Below are 17,032 nucleotides of genomic sequence, written 5' to 3' on the forward strand. Positions count from 1 at the left end.
GAGTAAAAAAGCTTACTTAAAGAAATCTTGAAGTTTTTGTAACCCTTGGCATAGCTTCTATTGGGGTGGCAGTAGCTGCTGAACTTCAAAGTGTTGATGAAATTTTTCGGTAACTTGTAACCAGTACGAGCGCCCCTCAGTTTGTCTACGTTTCTGGACAAAATCGAGCTCGACCAGTTCCTGGATATGTTGATACGCTCCACTCCCACGAAGGTTGACTAGGTCAGCTTGAGTAATCGGACCTTTAAGAGCGATCGCAGCTAAAGTCCTCAAAGCACCTGTGCCCAATTCAGCAGGAATTAAGTTTTGCAGTAATTCACTAAACGTGGATCGTAACTGTAAGCTATACCCAGCAGGGGTTTCCACAACTTCTAAAGCACTGTCCCGGTGGGCATAGTCTGCCATCAGTTCAATCAGGCCATCCGCAACTTTTTCGCGATCGCATTGGGCATACTCTGAGATTTCCTCTATAGAGACGGGCTGTCCCTTCAAGTATAGAATCGCTTCAATTTGGGTAGCTAGACGAGGCATTGTTTTAATTAGCTTCTAATCCAATTGACGTCCTGTCAATTCAACAAAAATATCTTCCAGGTTGGAGGGACGAACCATCACACCAGTTTTATCGGGTAAACTTTCGAGATAGCCACTCGCAAGTTCCAGAGTCGGAAAAAATTTGTATTCAAAGCGTTCTGAGAGTTGTTTGATCAGTAATCCTTCCCCATGTTGGTGGCGCAACTGTTCAAATGTACCTAATTCGATTAGTTTACCAGAATCCATGATACCGATCCGTCCTGGCTTGCCAGCGCCATAGCGATCGCACAAAAACTCCACTTCTTCCATATAGTGGGTAGTTAGCAATATCGTCATACCTTGGCGATTCAAATCCCGAATAATTTCCCACAGGCGACGGCGGGTTTGGGGGTCTAATCCTACTGTAGGCTCATCCAAAAATAGAATCTTCGGTTGATGTAACAGCGCTCTAGCAATTTGCAACCGACGCTTCATTCCCCCAGACAGAGTTTTCACTAAACTATCCCGTCGGTCTATTAGCTCTACATACTCTAACCACTGATTAATCAGCCGCTTACGCCCAGGATTGGCAATGTGATGCAGCCGTGCGTGGAGTTCCATGTTTTCCCAGACAGTCAGGTCAATATCCACGCTAGTTTGCTGCAAGACCACACCAATATTTTCCTTGACCTGATCTTTTTCTTCTACAACGTCGTAACCCGCTACCTTAATTTGACCCTTGGTCGGTTCAGTTAAGGTAGTTAGCATCCGAATTGTAGTGGATTTACCAGCACCATTCGGACCCAGCAAACCAAATATCTCTCCTGATTCAATGGTAAAGGACAGGTCATTCACGACAGGGACCTTATCGTAGATTTTGTAGATGTTCTGGAGGGAAACAGCTGGGGGCATAGATTCCTTAATATGTATGATATTGATTGACACTCCCCGTCCTAGAAGAACGGGGATTCTTTGATCAACGAGGTCACTTGCTTCTCCAGACCGGAATCAGAAGAAGTAGAGGCGTCCTCTCCTAAAGCGTTGGGATCGATGATCCAGGTTCCGGTGTGCCCCACCGTACCCAAGGCTCTTTTTAGGATATTGATAGCTGCATTATGATCGCGATCTAAAACACATCCACACTTACAGGTGTGAGTCCTAGTTGATAGCGATTTCTTGACAACTTCACAACAGCTGGAACAATTTTGACTAGTATAAGCGGGATTAACTGCTATCGTTTGTCTACCAAACTTTTGTCCAAAATATTCCAGCCATTTCCTAAACTGATACCAACCTGCATCATTAATAGATTTAGCAAGACAATGATTTTTAACTAAATTTCTTACTCTTAAATCTTCGTAAGCAACCACATCGTTAGAGTGGATTACGCAGCGCGCCGGAGACGAAACCTTAGATAGTGGAGCCTTTATGGGTGTTCGGCTTTGCATAAAAGGGTTAAATCTTTTGTAATAAGGCTCCACTATCTTACGGTAACTTCTAACCAGTCTCTTGGCGTGCTCTTCACGCTGCCTACTTATTTTAAGATGTGTCCGGCCTAATTTATTAACGGCTTTCTTACGGTTGGATGAGCCTTTATTTTTGCGAGAAACCCGACGCTGGTAAAACTTCAGTCTTTTTTCGCCTTTACGATAAAACCTAGGATTTGGCTCTACGCCTCCCTTGGAATCGGTATAAAATTCCTTAAGTCCTACGTCTAGCCCAATATTAGTATGATTTGGTTCTAAAGATTCCTTTTCATCAACTTTTATACAGAACTGAACATAGTAACCATCCGCGCGGCGCACTAATCTAACTCGCTTAATTAGCTTCTGTTCGCGTAGCGTCGGCTTTGCCGAATCATAACGCCATAATTCCCAAGTTCCTTTAAGTCTTAGTTTTCCAATACCTTTTTTGTCTAAGAAATCTATTGACTTAGTATCAGGAGACAACTTCCAGCCCGATGTTTTGTATTCAACCGATCTGGAAAATTTCTTGAATTTGGGATATCCCTTTTTGCCAGGAACTTTCTTTTTACATTTATCGTAAAATCTAGCAATTGAGCTATAGGCTCTTTCAACCGAAGCTTGACATGCATGAGAGTTCAAGTCCTTTACAAAAGGATATTCAGCTCTAAGCCACGTATTATGACGATACAGTTCTTTTTGTCCTATACCATTATTGTCGATCCAGTAACGGATGCACTTATTGCGGACAAATTGACCAGTACGGATCGCCTCATCAATCGCGGCATATTGAGTTTTATTCCCTTTGACCTTGAACTCTAAGACTTTCATTTTGACGTTGGACAACTCTACGTAATATTGTAGCACAAAAAAAAGCCGTCCATTGTTCGCGCAGCGTGGCCTACGGCCAAGTTACCGTAAGATAGTGGAGCCTTTATGGTCGGCAGGCTATGCGGATGCATGGTTAAAACTTATTGAATAAGGCTCCACAATAAACAGGTTTCTATCCAGCGAAGGACGGGGCTTGAAACCCAAATTTTTTGGTCAATAGGCTTGAGCTAACCTGCTTCCAGACCACAGGTTATAAGGAAATTATATCATGTCGATATCATTACCCTTAATCAAAAGAGCAGTAATAGCAAATTTACCCACAAATACCACTGTAACCGTGGTATTTATCGATTTTAAGGGTTATATTATTAACCTATTATTATTTTTAAGTGTTAACTTAAAATAATAAAATTAAGTGTTATCATATATAGGAATATCATCAATACGTAGATAAAAAAAATAGGAGCTGTTTATTTGGTTCACTCATCAGCTATCAGCTACAGTTATTGACTTTAATCGTAGAATTTACTATGGCAATATTTAGGATATTAGGTCGGGTAATCGATCCAAAAACCAGTGGCGTCGTTTCAGGATTACGGGTTGAAGCATGGGATAAAGACCTTATTTTCAACAACTTGGTGGGTAGCGCCATCACTGATGACCATGGCAGCTTTGGGATGGAATTCGATGAATCCTATTTTCAAGAACTGTTCTCTGACCAACGACCAGACATTTTTTTCAAAGTATTTTGTGATCAGCAACTGGTCAAAAGCACCGAAGATTCAGTGCTGTGGAATTTAGACATTGACGAGACTGAAGTCTTGATCACTGTAGATAACTATAGCCAATATAACGTTTACCAAAAATATCTCCAAGCTGCTGACGAAGGTGTTGAAGATAATCCCAAACTATTATATCTCGGTATTGATACTTCACCATACAAACAGCAAATTAAAGATTATCCCTCCCACCTGAACCATAAACCCGATGGTAAACATCTCGTGTCTGGAATTAAAGCGGATCATACTTTCAGTCCTTATCCAAATCTGGGGCAACTTCCAGATATTGATCAGCAAGGGTTAGAGTTTCTCCATCAAGACATCAAAGAAGCTTGTATCTGTGTTGGTAGTTTTGTAGAGGAAGAGTTCAAGGTAAAATGGTTGGGACGAAATGCCCTAAGTAATGACGAATTATGGAGTGGTAGTAAGATTATACCGATTATTAATCTAGTGTCTCGCCTTAATAGCAAATCTCCTAATGACGATCTTGATAAGTGTACAATTCGAGGCACAGACCAAGCTGGAAATCAAAGGGATATTCCGGTCTGTGATTTAATCACAGATGTGATTAGTTATGACTACAATACAGCAAGTTCTAATTGCTTAGGGGCAATGTTAAAGCGCTTTGCTCCCCAAATGGACTTAGAAAATTGGCTGAAACAGATTACAGGCAATGATAGCCTGATTTTCCGTGGCCGATATGGGGAAAAACCCTTTATTGAGTACCCCCAGTTGTTTGGTAGCACAACCAAAAGCATAATTCTAACTGCTGACCCTGAACCCCCTCAATGGGAAAGTAATACTATATCGGCTTATGATTTAAATCGGATGATCTCAATGGTGGGTTGGCATAATTACATACCGGAACCATGCCAGCTACCGGGAGTTAAGTGGGATAGTCTCGAAAGTATCATCAGAGCAATGGGGAACGATCCAGCTCGGTTAGTTGATTTAGCTATTAAAGAGTTGGGTTTGTTGAATGTGATTGACTCAACAGTGATTATATCAAAACTCGGCAACGGAGTTACCAGTATTAGGAACAGAACCGAAGCGGTTTATGTCGCGCTAGTTAAATTAGTTAAGCCTAGTCTTGACGATTCCCTCAAGCCAGCTAAATTGATTACCTTCAGTATGGCGCTACGGGGAGCAAAGGTGCTTGAACCAAGAGATGTCAATCGTGAAGCGGTGGAACTTGATGCCAGAATAGCAACAGAAGTGACAGAGATTTTGCGCAGAGCGGTGATGGGTGAATTGGTTTGAATCTAGTGTCAATTGGGTGAAGTACATAATTTTGGGATTTTAGGGAACAGGGAACAGGGAACAGGGAACAGGGAACAGTGAAGAGATAATCGGGAACAGTGAACAGGGAAAAAATCCTGTGTACCTCATAAGTAGGCAAAAGGTTATATCCCTCTTCTGTCACTTTGATCAATCTTCACCCTAAGTGTCCGGTTACTGTCTAAAGTCCAAGTAAATGTAAGTAGTTATATCAAGTCCGGTTAATCAACTCCCAAGTAGTCTCTGGATTGGTAGTAATCGGTAATCGTAAGCCTTCAGCGGTCAGCGGTAAGTGGTCAGTGGTCAGCCGTTGGCCAATGGCCACTCAAGTAGCACCATCTGTAGTGCATTAGCTGATAGCTGATAGCTGATAGCTGATAGCTGATAGCTGATAGCTGATAGCTGATAGCTGATAGCTGATAGCTGATAGCTGATAGCTGATAGCTGATAGCTTACCAATTATCTATTACCTGTTACGCCAGAAGGGATATCATGATTAGTCAACCGGACTTGATATTAGATCATGGCCAGAAAAGTTTTATGCTTGGTTTTTTTAGGGTCGGGTTTAGACAAAACGTGATTAATCTGTAGTCATTAATCGTAGGGTGGGCAGTGTCTACAAAGGCGAAAAGCCCAGCTTATCTTATCTGTCTGACACTGCCCACCTGACATGAACTCTACCAGCCAGGGACTTTTCAAAACCCTTCTTAGCAGAAGATAAATTGAAAACCGTGTGGGTACAAAAACCTAAAGAAAAAAAGTATAGATTCTCCTCTAACTACTACAAGATTTTCTTGGATATCCAAAGACGATGTGACTTTCAAATTTCTTTTTCAAACTTGCTTTTGTACGTTTTCTTTGTTCTGCAATATACTATCCCTATTTTTTTAGCGGCTATCGGAGGTATTACGGCAGGTAATGACTTATTGGTCTCGTTTATTCAAGAATTTGTTTCTGATGAACAAGCCGAAAATATCGTCAATTTTTTTATATTTGTTATTAGTCTATTAGGAACATTGTTCGGTACCATAAGTGCCACAACTAACCCTTCGGAAAGCTATGATAATGCAGCAGCGTTTAATAACAAATTTTCTGAGTTTAAGATTAATTTAGCGATAGATATGAGAAATCTTGAACTTACCAATGCTATGGAAGAAGAGTACCTGCAGCTTCTGAAGGAAAAAAATGCTAATCTTTCCGAATTGATTGAGGAATATAATCAGAAACGGTCGATCGATAAGAATCAAGTAAGCGGAGTAGAGTGATTAGTTGCTTACGATCCTCAGTGTCCAAATTGATCATGATCTACTAGTCTGTGATTACTTTGTTCCAGTTTTACACAAGTCTTTGAGGAATGCGATCGCGTAGCGTGACCGTAGGTCAATCGCATTTCCTAGAGATATATTGCGTTCGTGCAGCGTCGGGCTTTGGCCGAATCGCAAAACAACAAACCCAGCAACATCCCATACTCTGTGTTAACTCTGTGACCCACTGACCCACTACTGTACCACACGACCCAATCCCACTTGCTCCAGCAGAGCGATAAAATCTGCTCGAATCGAGGAGTCATTGGGATTAGCAGCTTGAGCCTGGTAAAGGGCATCAAGGGCATCAAACCAAGCCCCTGCTTCGGCATAGATGATTGCTTGTTGATGCAGTAACTCAGAGGTGGAGCTGTTGGTATTTGCAGCAACTGCTGCTAGCTTTTGCTCTAATTCTGGGGGTGGTGATACCCGCTCAATCCAGCTCCTATAATAGGAAGTCTTAGGCGGGTTTTCGCGATCGCATTCTAGGGTAACAGACCACATGTATATCTTCCTGTTTTCTTCCTCTAGTCCTGGTGGGTTTGCAATCAGTTCTGGACTGTTTTCCGGAAGTTCTACTGAGATCATCCCTACCTGACCTGAGTCAATCCTTTTCTCAAATATTGTCTGGTTTTCTACTGTGTCCACCAAGGTAAATACTATTGGTACGTCTACAGGCTCGGACAAATACCATAAAAATCTAGGATGACCAGATATCGTCTGTGCAGCTACTTTCTGTGAGGGAATTAACAGCGTCACCAATTCACGGGGTAACTGCTCATACCAGCCTCGTGAACCAGACCCATTACTCTTTCGAGGAGCGCTATCGGTTGGTGGAATAAATCGTAAGCGTGAGCCGTTGGCTGAACTATTTTGGGAACTATTTTGGGTTTCAGATGAGTTATTATTAGAATCGGCAACGTGACCGTTGACAGATTGTAAACCTTGAGAATAGCTTGGTTGAGGGGTGAGTGCGCAAAACAGCAGTACAATCAAGATTGATGTTGTACGTGCCAATAAATTAATAAAGTTAGCGGTAGTTTTCATAAGTTTATTAAATTATTAAACTATAATAGACATTTACAAGAATTAGCCTTAACCCTTAGAGGATATCTGAAAAGTTTTTTGATCCTGAATTTTGCCCCCCTGACCCCCCAACTTTGGGGGAAACAAGAGTCAATTTGCTTCTAAAAGTCCCCCAGAATTGGGGGACCAACGGGGGCTTGGATGTAGCAAATGAGACTTCTCAGACAACCTCTTAGTCAAGCCTGAGTTTAAGCTGAATTTTTTCAGAGATTTGACACTCCCCGGTCGCGCATACGCGGGGATTATTGGTTCAACGACTCGACTTGCCCATGACTTGTTTGCACCAGCCACAGTAGAGGCCAAATCTCCCCAAGCGTTTGGGTCGTTTAAGACCAGAGTTCCGACATGCCCTGCCGTACTTAAGGCTCTTTCTAGGATGTTGATTGCAGCGTTGTGGTCTCTGTCGAGAGAACAAGCACACTGACAAACATGGGTTCTAGTTGATAGAGATTTTTTAACTACTTCACCACAATTAGAACAATTTCGACTAGTGCAGAGCCTTGGGTGCATGTCAGTTTTGTTAATCCCTGATTTAGATCCCCCGTTTCCCTTAATAAGGGGGACTTTTGAATCTAATTCCCCCCTTTTTTAAGGGGGGCTAGGGGGGATCTATTTACCTAATTACAAAGGTGACATGCTCCCCAGAGCCTTTCTTTTTTCGAGAAACTCGACGTTGATAGAACTTTAGACGCTTTTCCCCTTTTCGATAAAACCTAGGTAAGGGTACAGTATTGCTATTCGGTGTTGCTGGAACAGACTCATTGATATCGATCTGAAGGCAAAACTGAACATATAGCACTACCCATTAAAGTTAGGACATGGCTAAAAGCTGAAAACCTGTTGTAGTAAACTTTTGTCTTCTGACTTGTGACTTCTGACTTGCGCGTAGCGCTATAGTAACCATCGGCTCGACGGACTATCCTAACCCTCTTAATTAGCTTTTTGTCAAAGCGCCAGAAATTCCATGTTCCTTTGAGTTTGAGTTTTCCAATCCCTTTTTTGTCACTAAAAATGATTGACTTTTTATCTGGACATAATTTCCATCCAGAAGTCTTTTATTCAACTGATTGACAATGTTTTTTGAATCTAGGAAAACCTTTCTTTCCGGAAACTTTTTTCTTACAGTTTTCGTATAAACGGGCAATTGATGACCGGAGATGAAACCTTAGAATAGTGGAGCCTTTATAGGCGATAGGCTATGCAGATGCATGGTTAAAACTCATGAAATAAGGCTCCACTATTCTTACGGTAACTTCTAACCATGCTCGTTCAGCACTGGCGAGGGGGACCATAGAGTTCAATTCATTGGCAAACGGGAACTGATGAGCTAAGACAGTGCAATATTTGTTGAGGTCTAATTTCCCAACACCTTTATTGTCCATCCAATAGCGAATACAGCTATTGCGAACAATTTTAGCTGTTATCATCGCTTCTTCTATTGCTAAATATTGCTTTTGTTTGCCAATTGCCTTGAACTGTAAAACAATCATTAGTATCGACCTTTAACTACTAAAGTAGTCTACACTACACAAAGTAAAATTTCCGGAAATAGAAAAATATTTTTCTTACGGCGCGTCAAGCCGCTGTTAGCCTTCATCCCCGGTGATTAGACAGGGGGTTTTCGGCTTTGGGGGATTTTTATAATTTTTTGGTGCCATGGGTTTCTAATCTCAAATCCCGCTGACTAGTTTGCCTGTGGGAGGGACGCAATCAAAGGTTTACGCAGCCATGGATACAGGGTTTTTCGAACGTAAGCATTCAGCCGTCAGCCGTCAGCCGTGAGCTTTTAGCTCACGCTACTTGAGGTGCCGTCAGCCGTCAGCTGACGTAACAGAGATTAAAGCAATGCTTACTTGTTTTATTCAAAAGCACCTCAAGTAGCGTGCGTGGCACAGGCTTTGGCCTTGGCCGTTGGCCACGCTACGCGAATGGCCACGCTGTGCGAACGACGCTGAGAGGTAGCGCATTAGCTGATAGCTGATAGCTGATAGCTATTAGCTGATAGCTGATAGCTGATAGCTGATAGCTGATAGCTGAATACTTACTTTCGAACAGCGATTAACCGGAGTTTCAATCAGATCAAATTGCCTGTACCAAGGTAACTTTTTATACCCGTAACCCTTGACCGAACTCAAGGGTTACTCAATTAGACTTCACAGAACTTAGGATCAATTCCTGATTACTGACTCGTAGAGAGATTTTAGTTTTGCTGATATCTCCGGAGGGACAGCAGTTAACCGGATGTAAAAACTTCCCGGTTCTGCTGTTTTTTCTAAAACCTTGGCGTAGATATCCTCACTGGGTTGGTTCACATTATCTGGATCGAGTAAGTTGAGCTTAATATTACTTAGTGGCTCAGGGATAGCAGAGATTTCGCTGCTGTTAGCACGAAGCTTAGCTCCCTTACTTGAAATCTCTACTAAACGCCCAGTGTAGACCGAATTACTGATATGCTTTCCATCTAGAAAAGCATAATTAAATTGTAGATCAATTTTTTGGTTAACGTCGAAAAATGTTTCTTGCTGTTTGGGTAAAAATAGGTTATAATTATGCCCAATCCCACCCACTTCATAGATAGTAATTGGCTGTTTAATTCCCTTGGGTTTTACCTGTTTTTGACCGTCAATTCTTAAAAATTCGCCAGTTTCTTCCAAAGTGGAAGGAGAAATCATAACTTGACCACCAGTTGTATAAGATTCGATCCGGTAAGTCAGGTTGACAGCGCTGCCAATGACACTATATTTGGTGCGTTTTTCGGAACCAATATTCCCAAGCACAACCACACCGGTATTGATACCGATGCCCATTTCCAGTTTTGGATAGCCCAACTGCTCGATTTCTTCATTGACACTGGTCATGGCTAACTGCATCGCTACTGCACAAGCCACTGCTCTGTGGGCATCATCCTCTTGGAGGGTGGGAGCACCAAAAAGCACTAAAATCCCATCCCCGATCAACTCGTCGATAGTTCCTTGATAAGCAGTAATCACATCCGCCATGTGACCCAAATAGATGTTTAGGATTTTGACTACCTCTTGGGGATGTAACCGTTCTGAAATTGCAGTGAAGCCTCTTAAATCAGAGGTCAAGATGGTGATTTTCCGGCTTTCACCCCCGAGTTTTTGTTTGTCTGGGTTCTCCAGCAAATCCGCCACCAATTGGTCAGTTAGGTAACGTCCAAAAGTTTGACGAATCTCTTTAGCAGTGCTAGCAACGTAAGAAGCTGTGATGGCAACTGCAGACCCACTTAAGGCTAACAATGGCGGTATCACCGGGAGCCACCAACCCCCCAAAAATGCTCCATAGGTACTTCCGAATAATGCCCCTGTAGCGACCACGGTAATCGCAATTCTCCTCAATGACAGCCCTCCGAGACCCCCAAGATAGCGCCATTTCCAAGTTAGAGTGGCACCGACTATAGACCAGCCTACAATCCACAGGATTTCCACAGGCTCAGACCAGGTTTTGAGCAAGGGACGACCATCTTCTACAGCACTAATAATTTGGCTGACCATGTTAGCTTGGACTTCCACCCCAGCCGTTGACTCCCGGATGGTAGTGTCATTACTGTAGGGGGTGTAGAAAAAGTCATTTAAACTAACCGCAGTTGCACCAATTAAAACGATGGAATCATTGATCAAGTGATCTGGAATGTTATCTTCCAAAACGTCGGTCATGGTTACCATGCGGAAGGTTCCCGCTGGTCCGCGATAGTTCAAGAAAATCTGGTAACCGCCATGATCGATTCCCACATAACCACCGTCATTGCTGGCCAAAGGGCGAAACATGGCCTTGCCCCACTGGAAAATTCTGGGATCTTGCTGTAATGGTTCAGGAAAAAGGTTTTTTGACTCTAGATAAATCCCCGCTAGGAGCATACTAAAGGAGGGCTGTAGGCGATCATTTACCTTCAGAGAAAGTAAGCTGCGCCGCAGGATACCATCCGTATCGTTTACGACATTATTGGCACCCACTAGACCACGTTCACTGAGAATCCGTGGAGGAGGCACCGCATTGTTAGGGTTTTGTTGATCGATGTATTCGATAGCAACTAAGTTAGGTGTGGTTTCAAACACCCTGAGTAAGTCAGCATGACCAGGTTCAACCGGAAAATCCCGATACAGGTCAAGACCAATGGCTGCAGGGTTTTGAGCGTTGATTTTCTCTAAAACTTGGGCAAGCATCCGATCAGTGATTGGCCACCGTCCAGCACGCTTTAAATCTGCCTCAGTCATAGCCACAATCACAATCCGTTCATCCGTAGGTTCCTTCGGACGCCAACAAAAGTATTGGTCGAGAGCAGCTAGTTCGTAAGGCTGTAACCAGCCGAGTAGCCTGAAAGCGATCGCAATTCCAGCCACCACCGGTGTAGTAATTAGAACACCGCGCCATTCCCATAGTTGTTGTTTTAGTGGTTGCCACATATAGCAGTTTTAAATTAGGTGAGGTATAGCAGAAGTCAGAAGTCAGAAGTCAAACTCTTGCGCTTACAAAGGGTGTGAGACTTTTGTCATGTCCTAACTGCCCTGGCGACTGCTGTACTTTCGTTCTGGGTTTTAGGGACTTCGGAGCAGGGACTTCGGAGCAGGGACTTCGGAGCAGGGACTTCGGAGCAGGGCAGAAACTTCAGATGTACCTCACGCTTACTAGGAAACTATTATTACGGTTGAACCCTTACTGGACTAACTACAAAGCTCTGTCTTAGCTTTGGGTCGATTCACCCTCCCCACACTTCCGGGAGTGATAGATTTACATCAAAAAACTGATAGCTGATAGCTGATAGCTGATGTTGACAATGTCCTATCCCATTTTAACAACTTTCTCAGGGTTATCTCATCCTTTTCAAAGACTCAGTTAAGTTAGATTAAATACCTTAAATAATAATTAAATAGAGTGGAATTAAACCAACACTGTTTTAGTTTAATTCTGTCTACGGACTTACGAGTCAGTTCTGATATTCGGGAGAGTTCTGTGATGAAAGATATCAAAAAAACCGTAATGGTGAGCGCTGCCTTGACTAGTGTCTTGGCTCTAGGTTTAGGTGTAGCATCTGAAAACGCCTTGGCCGGTAAGGAAGGAATGGAAAAATGTGCTGGTATCGTTAAGGCGGGTAGGAACGATTGTGGCACCAGCAAGCATGATTGCAGCGCGCAGGCTACGGTAGATAGCGATCCCGAAGAGTGGATCTACGTTCCTGAAGGCACTTGCGACAAGATTGTTGGTGGAACTATTGTACCACCAAAAACCTCCAGCCAGGAAACTGAAAAGCCAACTGAGAGTGCCCAAGCCAATTAAACAAAGCTATCAGCAGGCTGCGCACTCAGCTATCAGCTTATGAATCATGGCTGAGTAGTGTTATGTACACCGATCCCCCCTAACCCCCCTTAAGAAAGGGGGGAATTAGATTCAGTTGAGTAGTGTTATGTATACCGATCCCTTAAGAAAGGGGGGAATTAGATTCAGCTGAGTAGTGTTATGTATACAGAACCCTTAATAAAGGGGGGAATTAGATTCAGTTGAGTAGTGTTATGTACATAGATCCCTTAAGAAAGGGGGGAATTAGATTCAGCTAAGTAGTGTTATGTATACCGATACCCCCTAACCCCCCTTAAGAAAGGGGGGAATTAGATTCAGCTAAGTAGTGTTATGTATACCGATACCCCCTAACCCCCCTTAAGAAAGGGGGGAATTAGATTCAGTTGAGTAGTGTTATGTATACAGAACCCTTAATAAAGGGGGGAATTAGATTCAGCTGAGTAGTGTTATGTATACCGATCCCCCCTAACCCCCCTTAAGAAAGGGGGGAATTAGATTCAGTTGAGTAGTGTTATGTATACAGATCCCCCCTAACCCCCCTTAAGAAAGGGGGGAATTAGATTCAGTTGAGTAGTGTTATGTATACAGAACCCTTAAGAAAGGGGGGAATTAGATTCAGTTGAGTAGTGTTATGTATACAGATCCCCCCTAACCCCCCTTAAGAAAGGGGGGAATTAGATTCAGTTGAGTAGTGTTATGTACATAGATCCCTTAAGAAAGGGGGGAATTAGATTCAGCTGAGTAGTGTTATGTATACAGAACCCTTAAGAAAGGGGGGAATTAGATTCAGCTGAGTAGTGTTATGTATACAGAACCCTTAATAAAGGGGGGAATTAGATTCAGCTGAGTAGTGTTATGTATACAGAACCCTTAATAAAGGGGGGAATTAGATTCAGCTGAGTAGTGTTATGTATACCGATCCCCCCTAACCCCCCTTAAGAAAGGGGGGAATTAGATTCAGTTGAGTAGTGTTATGTATACAGAACCCCCTAACCCCCTTAAGAAAGGGGGGAATTAGAGTCAACTCACCACTACCATGGATAAATCCTGAAAATAATGCCATGACAATAATGCTATGACAACTCACGTTCCTTCAGCTTCAATTAAGGGTGCTGGCATCGGTTTACGCTCTGCCCATTATCAAGATATCCTTACTCATAAACATAGTATACCTTGGTTTGAGGTATTATTAGATAATTATTTAACTTCTCAAGGTTTACCACTCCACTATTTAGAAAAAGTCCGCCAAAACTATCCGGTTACGTTGCATGGCGTCGGTATGTCTTTGGGGTCAACAGACCCTTTAGATTTAGAGTATTTGGCAAATTTAAAACAGTTAGCCCAGCAGATTGAACCAGCATACATTTCCGATCACCTATCCTGGATTTCCGTTTCTGGTCACTATCTTAACGATTTAATTCCTCTTCCTTATACCGAAGCAGTGATGGAACATGTAGCCCAACGGATCTTGCAAGCTCAGGAATTTCTAGGTTGTCGGATTTTGATAGAAAACCCATCGGCTTATGTGAGCTTCACAGATTCAACCATGGCAGAATGGGTATTTATTCAACAATTGTTAGAAAAAGCAGATTGTTACTTGCTCCTAGATGTCAACAATCTTTATGTCACTGCTACTAATCAGGGATTTGACCCCCTTGATTATTTGAATACAATACCAGCAACCAGGGTCAAACAAATACATTTAGCAGGGTATGAAGAACGGGAAGACTATCTATATGATACCCACGGTTATCCCGTTCATCCTCCAGTGTGGCAATTCTATCAAGCAACATTAGAGCGCTTTGGTCCGGTGCCTACTTTGATAGAATGGGATACTGATATCCCAGCTTTTGAGGTATTAATGACTCAAGCTAGTAAAGCTCAGGACTATTTAGATAAGCATTCAGCCGTCAGCCGTGAGCTAAAAGCTCACGCTACTTGAGGTGCCGTCAGCCCTTGGCCACAGGCCGATTAGCTGATAGCTGATAGCTGATAGCTGATAGCTGATAGCTGATAGCTGATAGCTGATAGCTGATAGCTGATAGCTGATAGCTGATAGCTGATAGCTGATAGCTGATAGCTGATAGCTGATAGCTGATAGCTGATAGCTGATAGCTGATAGCTGATAGCTGATAGCTTACGTATTTAGATCAGGTAAATAGATGGAATTAAGGACACTACAACAGTTATTTTACGATGCTGTTTTTGAAAATAATCCTGCCAGTACACAAACCATTGCTCAACACATCAAAGCAGCTAAACAATTGACCCCTGATCAAGGGTTAGCGATTTATCGTAGCAGTGTCCTAGGCAACCTGAGCCAAACCTTAATGTCAATTTATCCAGTCTGCTGTTGTTTGGTGGGAGAGAAATTTTTTGATGCAACAGCGATAAGCTATATCCAACGCTTTCCTTCGATATCAATGGATTTAGGAAATTATGGCGAATACTTTCCTGATTTTTTGGCGAATTTTGAGCCAGCAAAACAGTTACCCTACTTACCAGATGTAGCCAGGTTAGAGTGGCACTGGCATCGGGTGTTTAATGGTGAAGAGGCTACCAGGTTAGATGTCCAAGCATTGAGTACAGTTCCCCAAGACAAATGGGGAGAACTGATTTTCCATTTACCTAAAAATAGTGTTCTGATTGAGTCAGCTTACCCGATCCATCGCATTTGGGAAGTTAATCAACCTGAATACCAAGGTGATCAGCAAGTCAATTTAGATGAAGGGGGGATACAACTATTCCTCTGGCGCAATGGTTATGATATGCGCATTGAGCTGCCAACAAAAGCAGAATGGCAACTGCTGAAGGCTTTTCAAGGAGAAAATCGATTTGAAGCAATTTGTCAAGACCTGGCTGCTGATGAATTAGCTATTGATGTAGCATCTGAGTTACCGCAATTTGTACAACGTGGATGGATTGCTAGGTTTTCGATTTAGACGTCTCCTTATACAGAAGGATTTCAGCTTATTTACGCATAACAGGAGTGGCAGGATTTGAACCTACATTCGTCAGTTTAGAAGACTGATGCCTTATCCGTTAGGCTACACTCCCAGGATTAGCGAGAATGCAGGGATTTGAACCCCGATTTCTGGTTCCGAAGACCAGCGTGTTGATCCATTACACTACACTCCCACAACGCGGAGAGAGAGGGAGTCGAACCCCCAGTAGACTTACATCTACAACTGTCTAGCAAACAGCTTGCCCTGCCAATAGCGACCTCTCCAGAATGGGTTGGGTAGGATTTGAACCTACGGCGCACAGAGGCATCCGTTTTACAGACGGGTTCCTTAACCGGACTTGGATACCAACCCAATTTGCAGTGCCGACGGGAATTGAACCTGCCCTGGAACTGCAATATTTGAAGTCCAGGGTGAGAATTGAACTCACACAATCGGTTTTGCAGACCAATGCCCTACCATTAGGCGACCTGGACACATTCTCTGAAGTTTTCAAGGTGCTTCAGAGCAAGCAGGTGTTCGTCCTGTATTACTCTGTTATATATATATTACATAATATACTACAAAGTGTCAATAGTGTAATACAAAATAGTGATTCCCTTAGAGCATTGAGGGGCTCAATATGTGAAATAATTACTTTTTAGAAGGCCACTTCTCATAAGCCTTGCAATTAAGTAGTCAAAAAGCGGGATAAAACGGGATTTTTTGGGGTATAATAGACAAAAAGGCCAAGAATAGCCAACGATGTCTAAGCGCAAGAAAAAATCAGGCACAACAAAGAAGCTTTCAACCCAGGTAGTCCCAGTAATTGGGATGTCAATGGCAGTTGAAACTGAGCTTTTTGCCATAATGCAACGCTTAGGCATCGTTCGTTCTGAGTCCTACAACAAGCTTGGCAGCGTTAGCCATTGGGGACTCGACTGGCGGAAAGCCTACCCAGAGGTTAGATCTTTGAGAACTCCAGAATCTTTAGGTCTACCATCCAAACTAATGGAATGGACGGTTAGCGATGTCGCTAAAGCCATTAGTGCCCAACAAGCTGCTGGTATTGAAGCATTAGGGAAAATTCTACATAAGCGCTTTCCAGGCAAAGAAAACGAACAGCGTCGAAGTCAATGCTACAAACAACTATCAACTCCAAGTTTTCTTAGTGATCCGTTTTTACATCGAATTGTCAGAAAAACGTTTCGACGTGGCCATTCTTGGGTTAAGAATCAGATAGTTTATCAACAGGATGGTTACTCCTGTAAGCGTATTTATAGGTACACCTACCAATTAGAATTAGCCGGACTACGTCGTGGAAAACGTAATCGGCTCTTGGTGAGATCTAATCGAAAAATAACTGGGCAAATTAGGCTAATTTACAACCCATTGTTGCAGCGATTTGAAATCCATTTCTTGGTTAATTACGGGGTTGTCAATGTTACCAGCGAACGTCGCTGTCTCGGCGTGGATAAGGGTTACACGGAAGTGTTTATGATTCGGATGGTCGTGCCTATGGT

12 protein-coding genes, 5 tRNA genes and 3 pseudogenes are annotated in these 17,032 nt (G+C 42.8%); 6 read left to right on the top strand and 14 right to left on the bottom strand.

Annotation, left to right across the window (positions count from 1 at the left end; all coding sequences use genetic code 11):
• Nucleotides 1–57: 57 nt before the first annotated feature.
• From scpB to LYNGBM3L_RS08525, 3 genes are read right to left on the bottom strand one after another with little or no spacing between them, the layout of a single operon-like run.
• Nucleotides 58–531, bottom strand: a complete 474-nt coding sequence (scpB, locus tag LYNGBM3L_RS08515) for an SMC-Scp complex subunit ScpB (protein WP_008181392.1) — start codon at nucleotides 529–531, stop codon at nucleotides 58–60.
• A 15-nt stretch (nucleotides 532–546) separates the two neighbouring features.
• The gene (locus LYNGBM3L_RS08520; RefSeq protein WP_008181394.1) at nucleotides 547–1,422 is read right to left on the bottom strand and encodes an ABC transporter ATP-binding protein; all 876 of its coding nucleotides are present in this window, start codon (nucleotides 1,420–1,422) and stop codon (nucleotides 547–549) included.
• 41 nt (nucleotides 1,423–1,463) lie between these two features.
• Nucleotides 1,464–2,804 carry an RNA-guided endonuclease InsQ/TnpB family protein gene (locus LYNGBM3L_RS08525; RefSeq protein ID WP_008181397.1) on the bottom strand — a complete coding sequence of 447 codons (1,341 nt, stop codon included), beginning with the start codon at nucleotides 2,802–2,804 and terminating at the stop codon, nucleotides 1,464–1,466.
• Nucleotides 2,805–3,334: 530 nt separating this feature from the next.
• Between LYNGBM3L_RS08525 and LYNGBM3L_RS08530 the strand changes: the two genes are divergently transcribed.
• A complete protein-coding gene (locus LYNGBM3L_RS08530) occupies nucleotides 3,335–4,843 on the top strand; it encodes a hypothetical protein (protein WP_008181399.1) in 1,509 nt (502 codons plus the stop codon).
• Between the two features lie 749 nt (nucleotides 4,844–5,592).
• The gene (locus LYNGBM3L_RS08535) at nucleotides 5,593–6,126 is read left to right on the top strand and encodes a hypothetical protein (RefSeq protein WP_008181403.1); all 534 of its coding nucleotides are present in this window, start codon (nucleotides 5,593–5,595) and stop codon (nucleotides 6,124–6,126) included.
• Between the two features lie 54 nt (nucleotides 6,127–6,180).
• Here LYNGBM3L_RS08535 and LYNGBM3L_RS48480 read toward each other — a convergent pair whose 3' ends face one another.
• The 6 genes and pseudogenes from LYNGBM3L_RS48480 to LYNGBM3L_RS08550 form a co-directional block, all read right to left on the bottom strand.
• Nucleotides 6,181–6,303 (bottom strand): hypothetical protein, encoded by a 123-nt coding sequence (locus tag LYNGBM3L_RS48480; protein WP_267871999.1) that lies wholly within the window; start codon nucleotides 6,301–6,303, stop codon nucleotides 6,181–6,183.
• Nucleotides 6,304–6,360: 57 nt separating this feature from the next.
• Entirely contained in the window at nucleotides 6,361–7,212 is an 852-nt protein-coding gene (locus tag LYNGBM3L_RS08540) for a DUF928 domain-containing protein (RefSeq protein ID WP_008181405.1), read from the bottom strand.
• Nucleotides 7,213–7,341: 129 nt separating this feature from the next.
• Nucleotides 7,342–7,984: pseudogene (locus LYNGBM3L_RS50190) on the bottom strand (zinc ribbon domain-containing protein); the annotation flags it as partial.
• 163 nt (nucleotides 7,985–8,147) lie between these two features.
• Nucleotides 8,148–8,402 (bottom strand): annotated as a pseudogene (locus LYNGBM3L_RS47120) (RNA-guided endonuclease InsQ/TnpB family protein); the annotation flags it as partial.
• A gap of 108 nt (nucleotides 8,403–8,510) precedes the next feature.
• Nucleotides 8,511–8,741: pseudogene (locus LYNGBM3L_RS34760) on the bottom strand (transposase); the annotation flags it as partial.
• A gap of 678 nt (nucleotides 8,742–9,419) precedes the next feature.
• Nucleotides 9,420–11,675, bottom strand: a complete 2,256-nt coding sequence (locus LYNGBM3L_RS08550) for a CHASE2 domain-containing protein (RefSeq protein ID WP_008181409.1) — start codon at nucleotides 11,673–11,675, stop codon at nucleotides 9,420–9,422.
• Between the two features lie 469 nt (nucleotides 11,676–12,144).
• On the opposite strand from LYNGBM3L_RS08550, the gene LYNGBM3L_RS08555 reads away from it, so the two are divergent.
• The 3 genes from LYNGBM3L_RS08555 to LYNGBM3L_RS08565 all read left to right on the top strand — a co-directional run bounded on the left by LYNGBM3L_RS08555 (nucleotide 12,145) and on the right by LYNGBM3L_RS08565 (nucleotide 15,509).
• Nucleotides 12,145–12,546 (top strand): BufA1 family periplasmic bufferin-type metallophore, encoded by a 402-nt coding sequence (locus LYNGBM3L_RS08555; RefSeq protein WP_008181410.1) that lies wholly within the window; start codon nucleotides 12,145–12,147, stop codon nucleotides 12,544–12,546.
• Between the two features lie 1,096 nt (nucleotides 12,547–13,642).
• On the top strand, nucleotides 13,643–14,509 hold the full coding sequence (bufB, locus tag LYNGBM3L_RS08560) for an MNIO family bufferin maturase (protein WP_008181411.1): 867 nt from the start codon (nucleotides 13,643–13,645) through the stop codon (nucleotides 14,507–14,509).
• 220 nt (nucleotides 14,510–14,729) lie between these two features.
• Nucleotides 14,730–15,509, top strand: a complete 780-nt coding sequence (locus LYNGBM3L_RS08565) for an HvfC/BufC N-terminal domain-containing protein (RefSeq protein WP_008181412.1) — start codon at nucleotides 14,730–14,732, stop codon at nucleotides 15,507–15,509.
• 42 nt (nucleotides 15,510–15,551) lie between these two features.
• Here the strand turns inward: LYNGBM3L_RS08565 and LYNGBM3L_RS08570 are convergent.
• The 5 genes from LYNGBM3L_RS08570 to LYNGBM3L_RS08585 all read right to left on the bottom strand — a co-directional run bounded on the left by LYNGBM3L_RS08570 (nucleotide 15,552) and on the right by LYNGBM3L_RS08585 (nucleotide 16,006).
• Nucleotides 15,552–15,624 (bottom strand) — tRNA-Arg (locus LYNGBM3L_RS08570).
• A gap of 8 nt (nucleotides 15,625–15,632) precedes the next feature.
• A tRNA-Arg gene (locus LYNGBM3L_RS08575) sits at nucleotides 15,633–15,705 on the bottom strand.
• Nucleotides 15,706–15,711: 6 nt separating this feature from the next.
• A tRNA-Ser gene (locus tag LYNGBM3L_RS42470) sits at nucleotides 15,712–15,796 on the bottom strand.
• 4 nt (nucleotides 15,797–15,800) lie between these two features.
• Nucleotides 15,801–15,884, bottom strand: a tRNA-Tyr gene (locus tag LYNGBM3L_RS08580).
• A 51-nt stretch (nucleotides 15,885–15,935) separates the two neighbouring features.
• Nucleotides 15,936–16,006, bottom strand: a tRNA-Cys gene (locus tag LYNGBM3L_RS08585).
• Between the two features lie 268 nt (nucleotides 16,007–16,274).
• Here LYNGBM3L_RS08585 and LYNGBM3L_RS47125 point away from each other — a divergent pair.
• The coding region (locus tag LYNGBM3L_RS47125; RefSeq protein ID WP_324293459.1) for a hypothetical protein at nucleotides 16,275–17,032 on the top strand (758 nt) is incomplete at its 3' end.

Source organism: Moorena producens 3L, assembly GCF_000211815.1.
GTDB classification, from domain to species: Bacteria; Cyanobacteriota; Cyanobacteriia; order Cyanobacteriales; family Coleofasciculaceae; genus Moorena; species Moorena producens.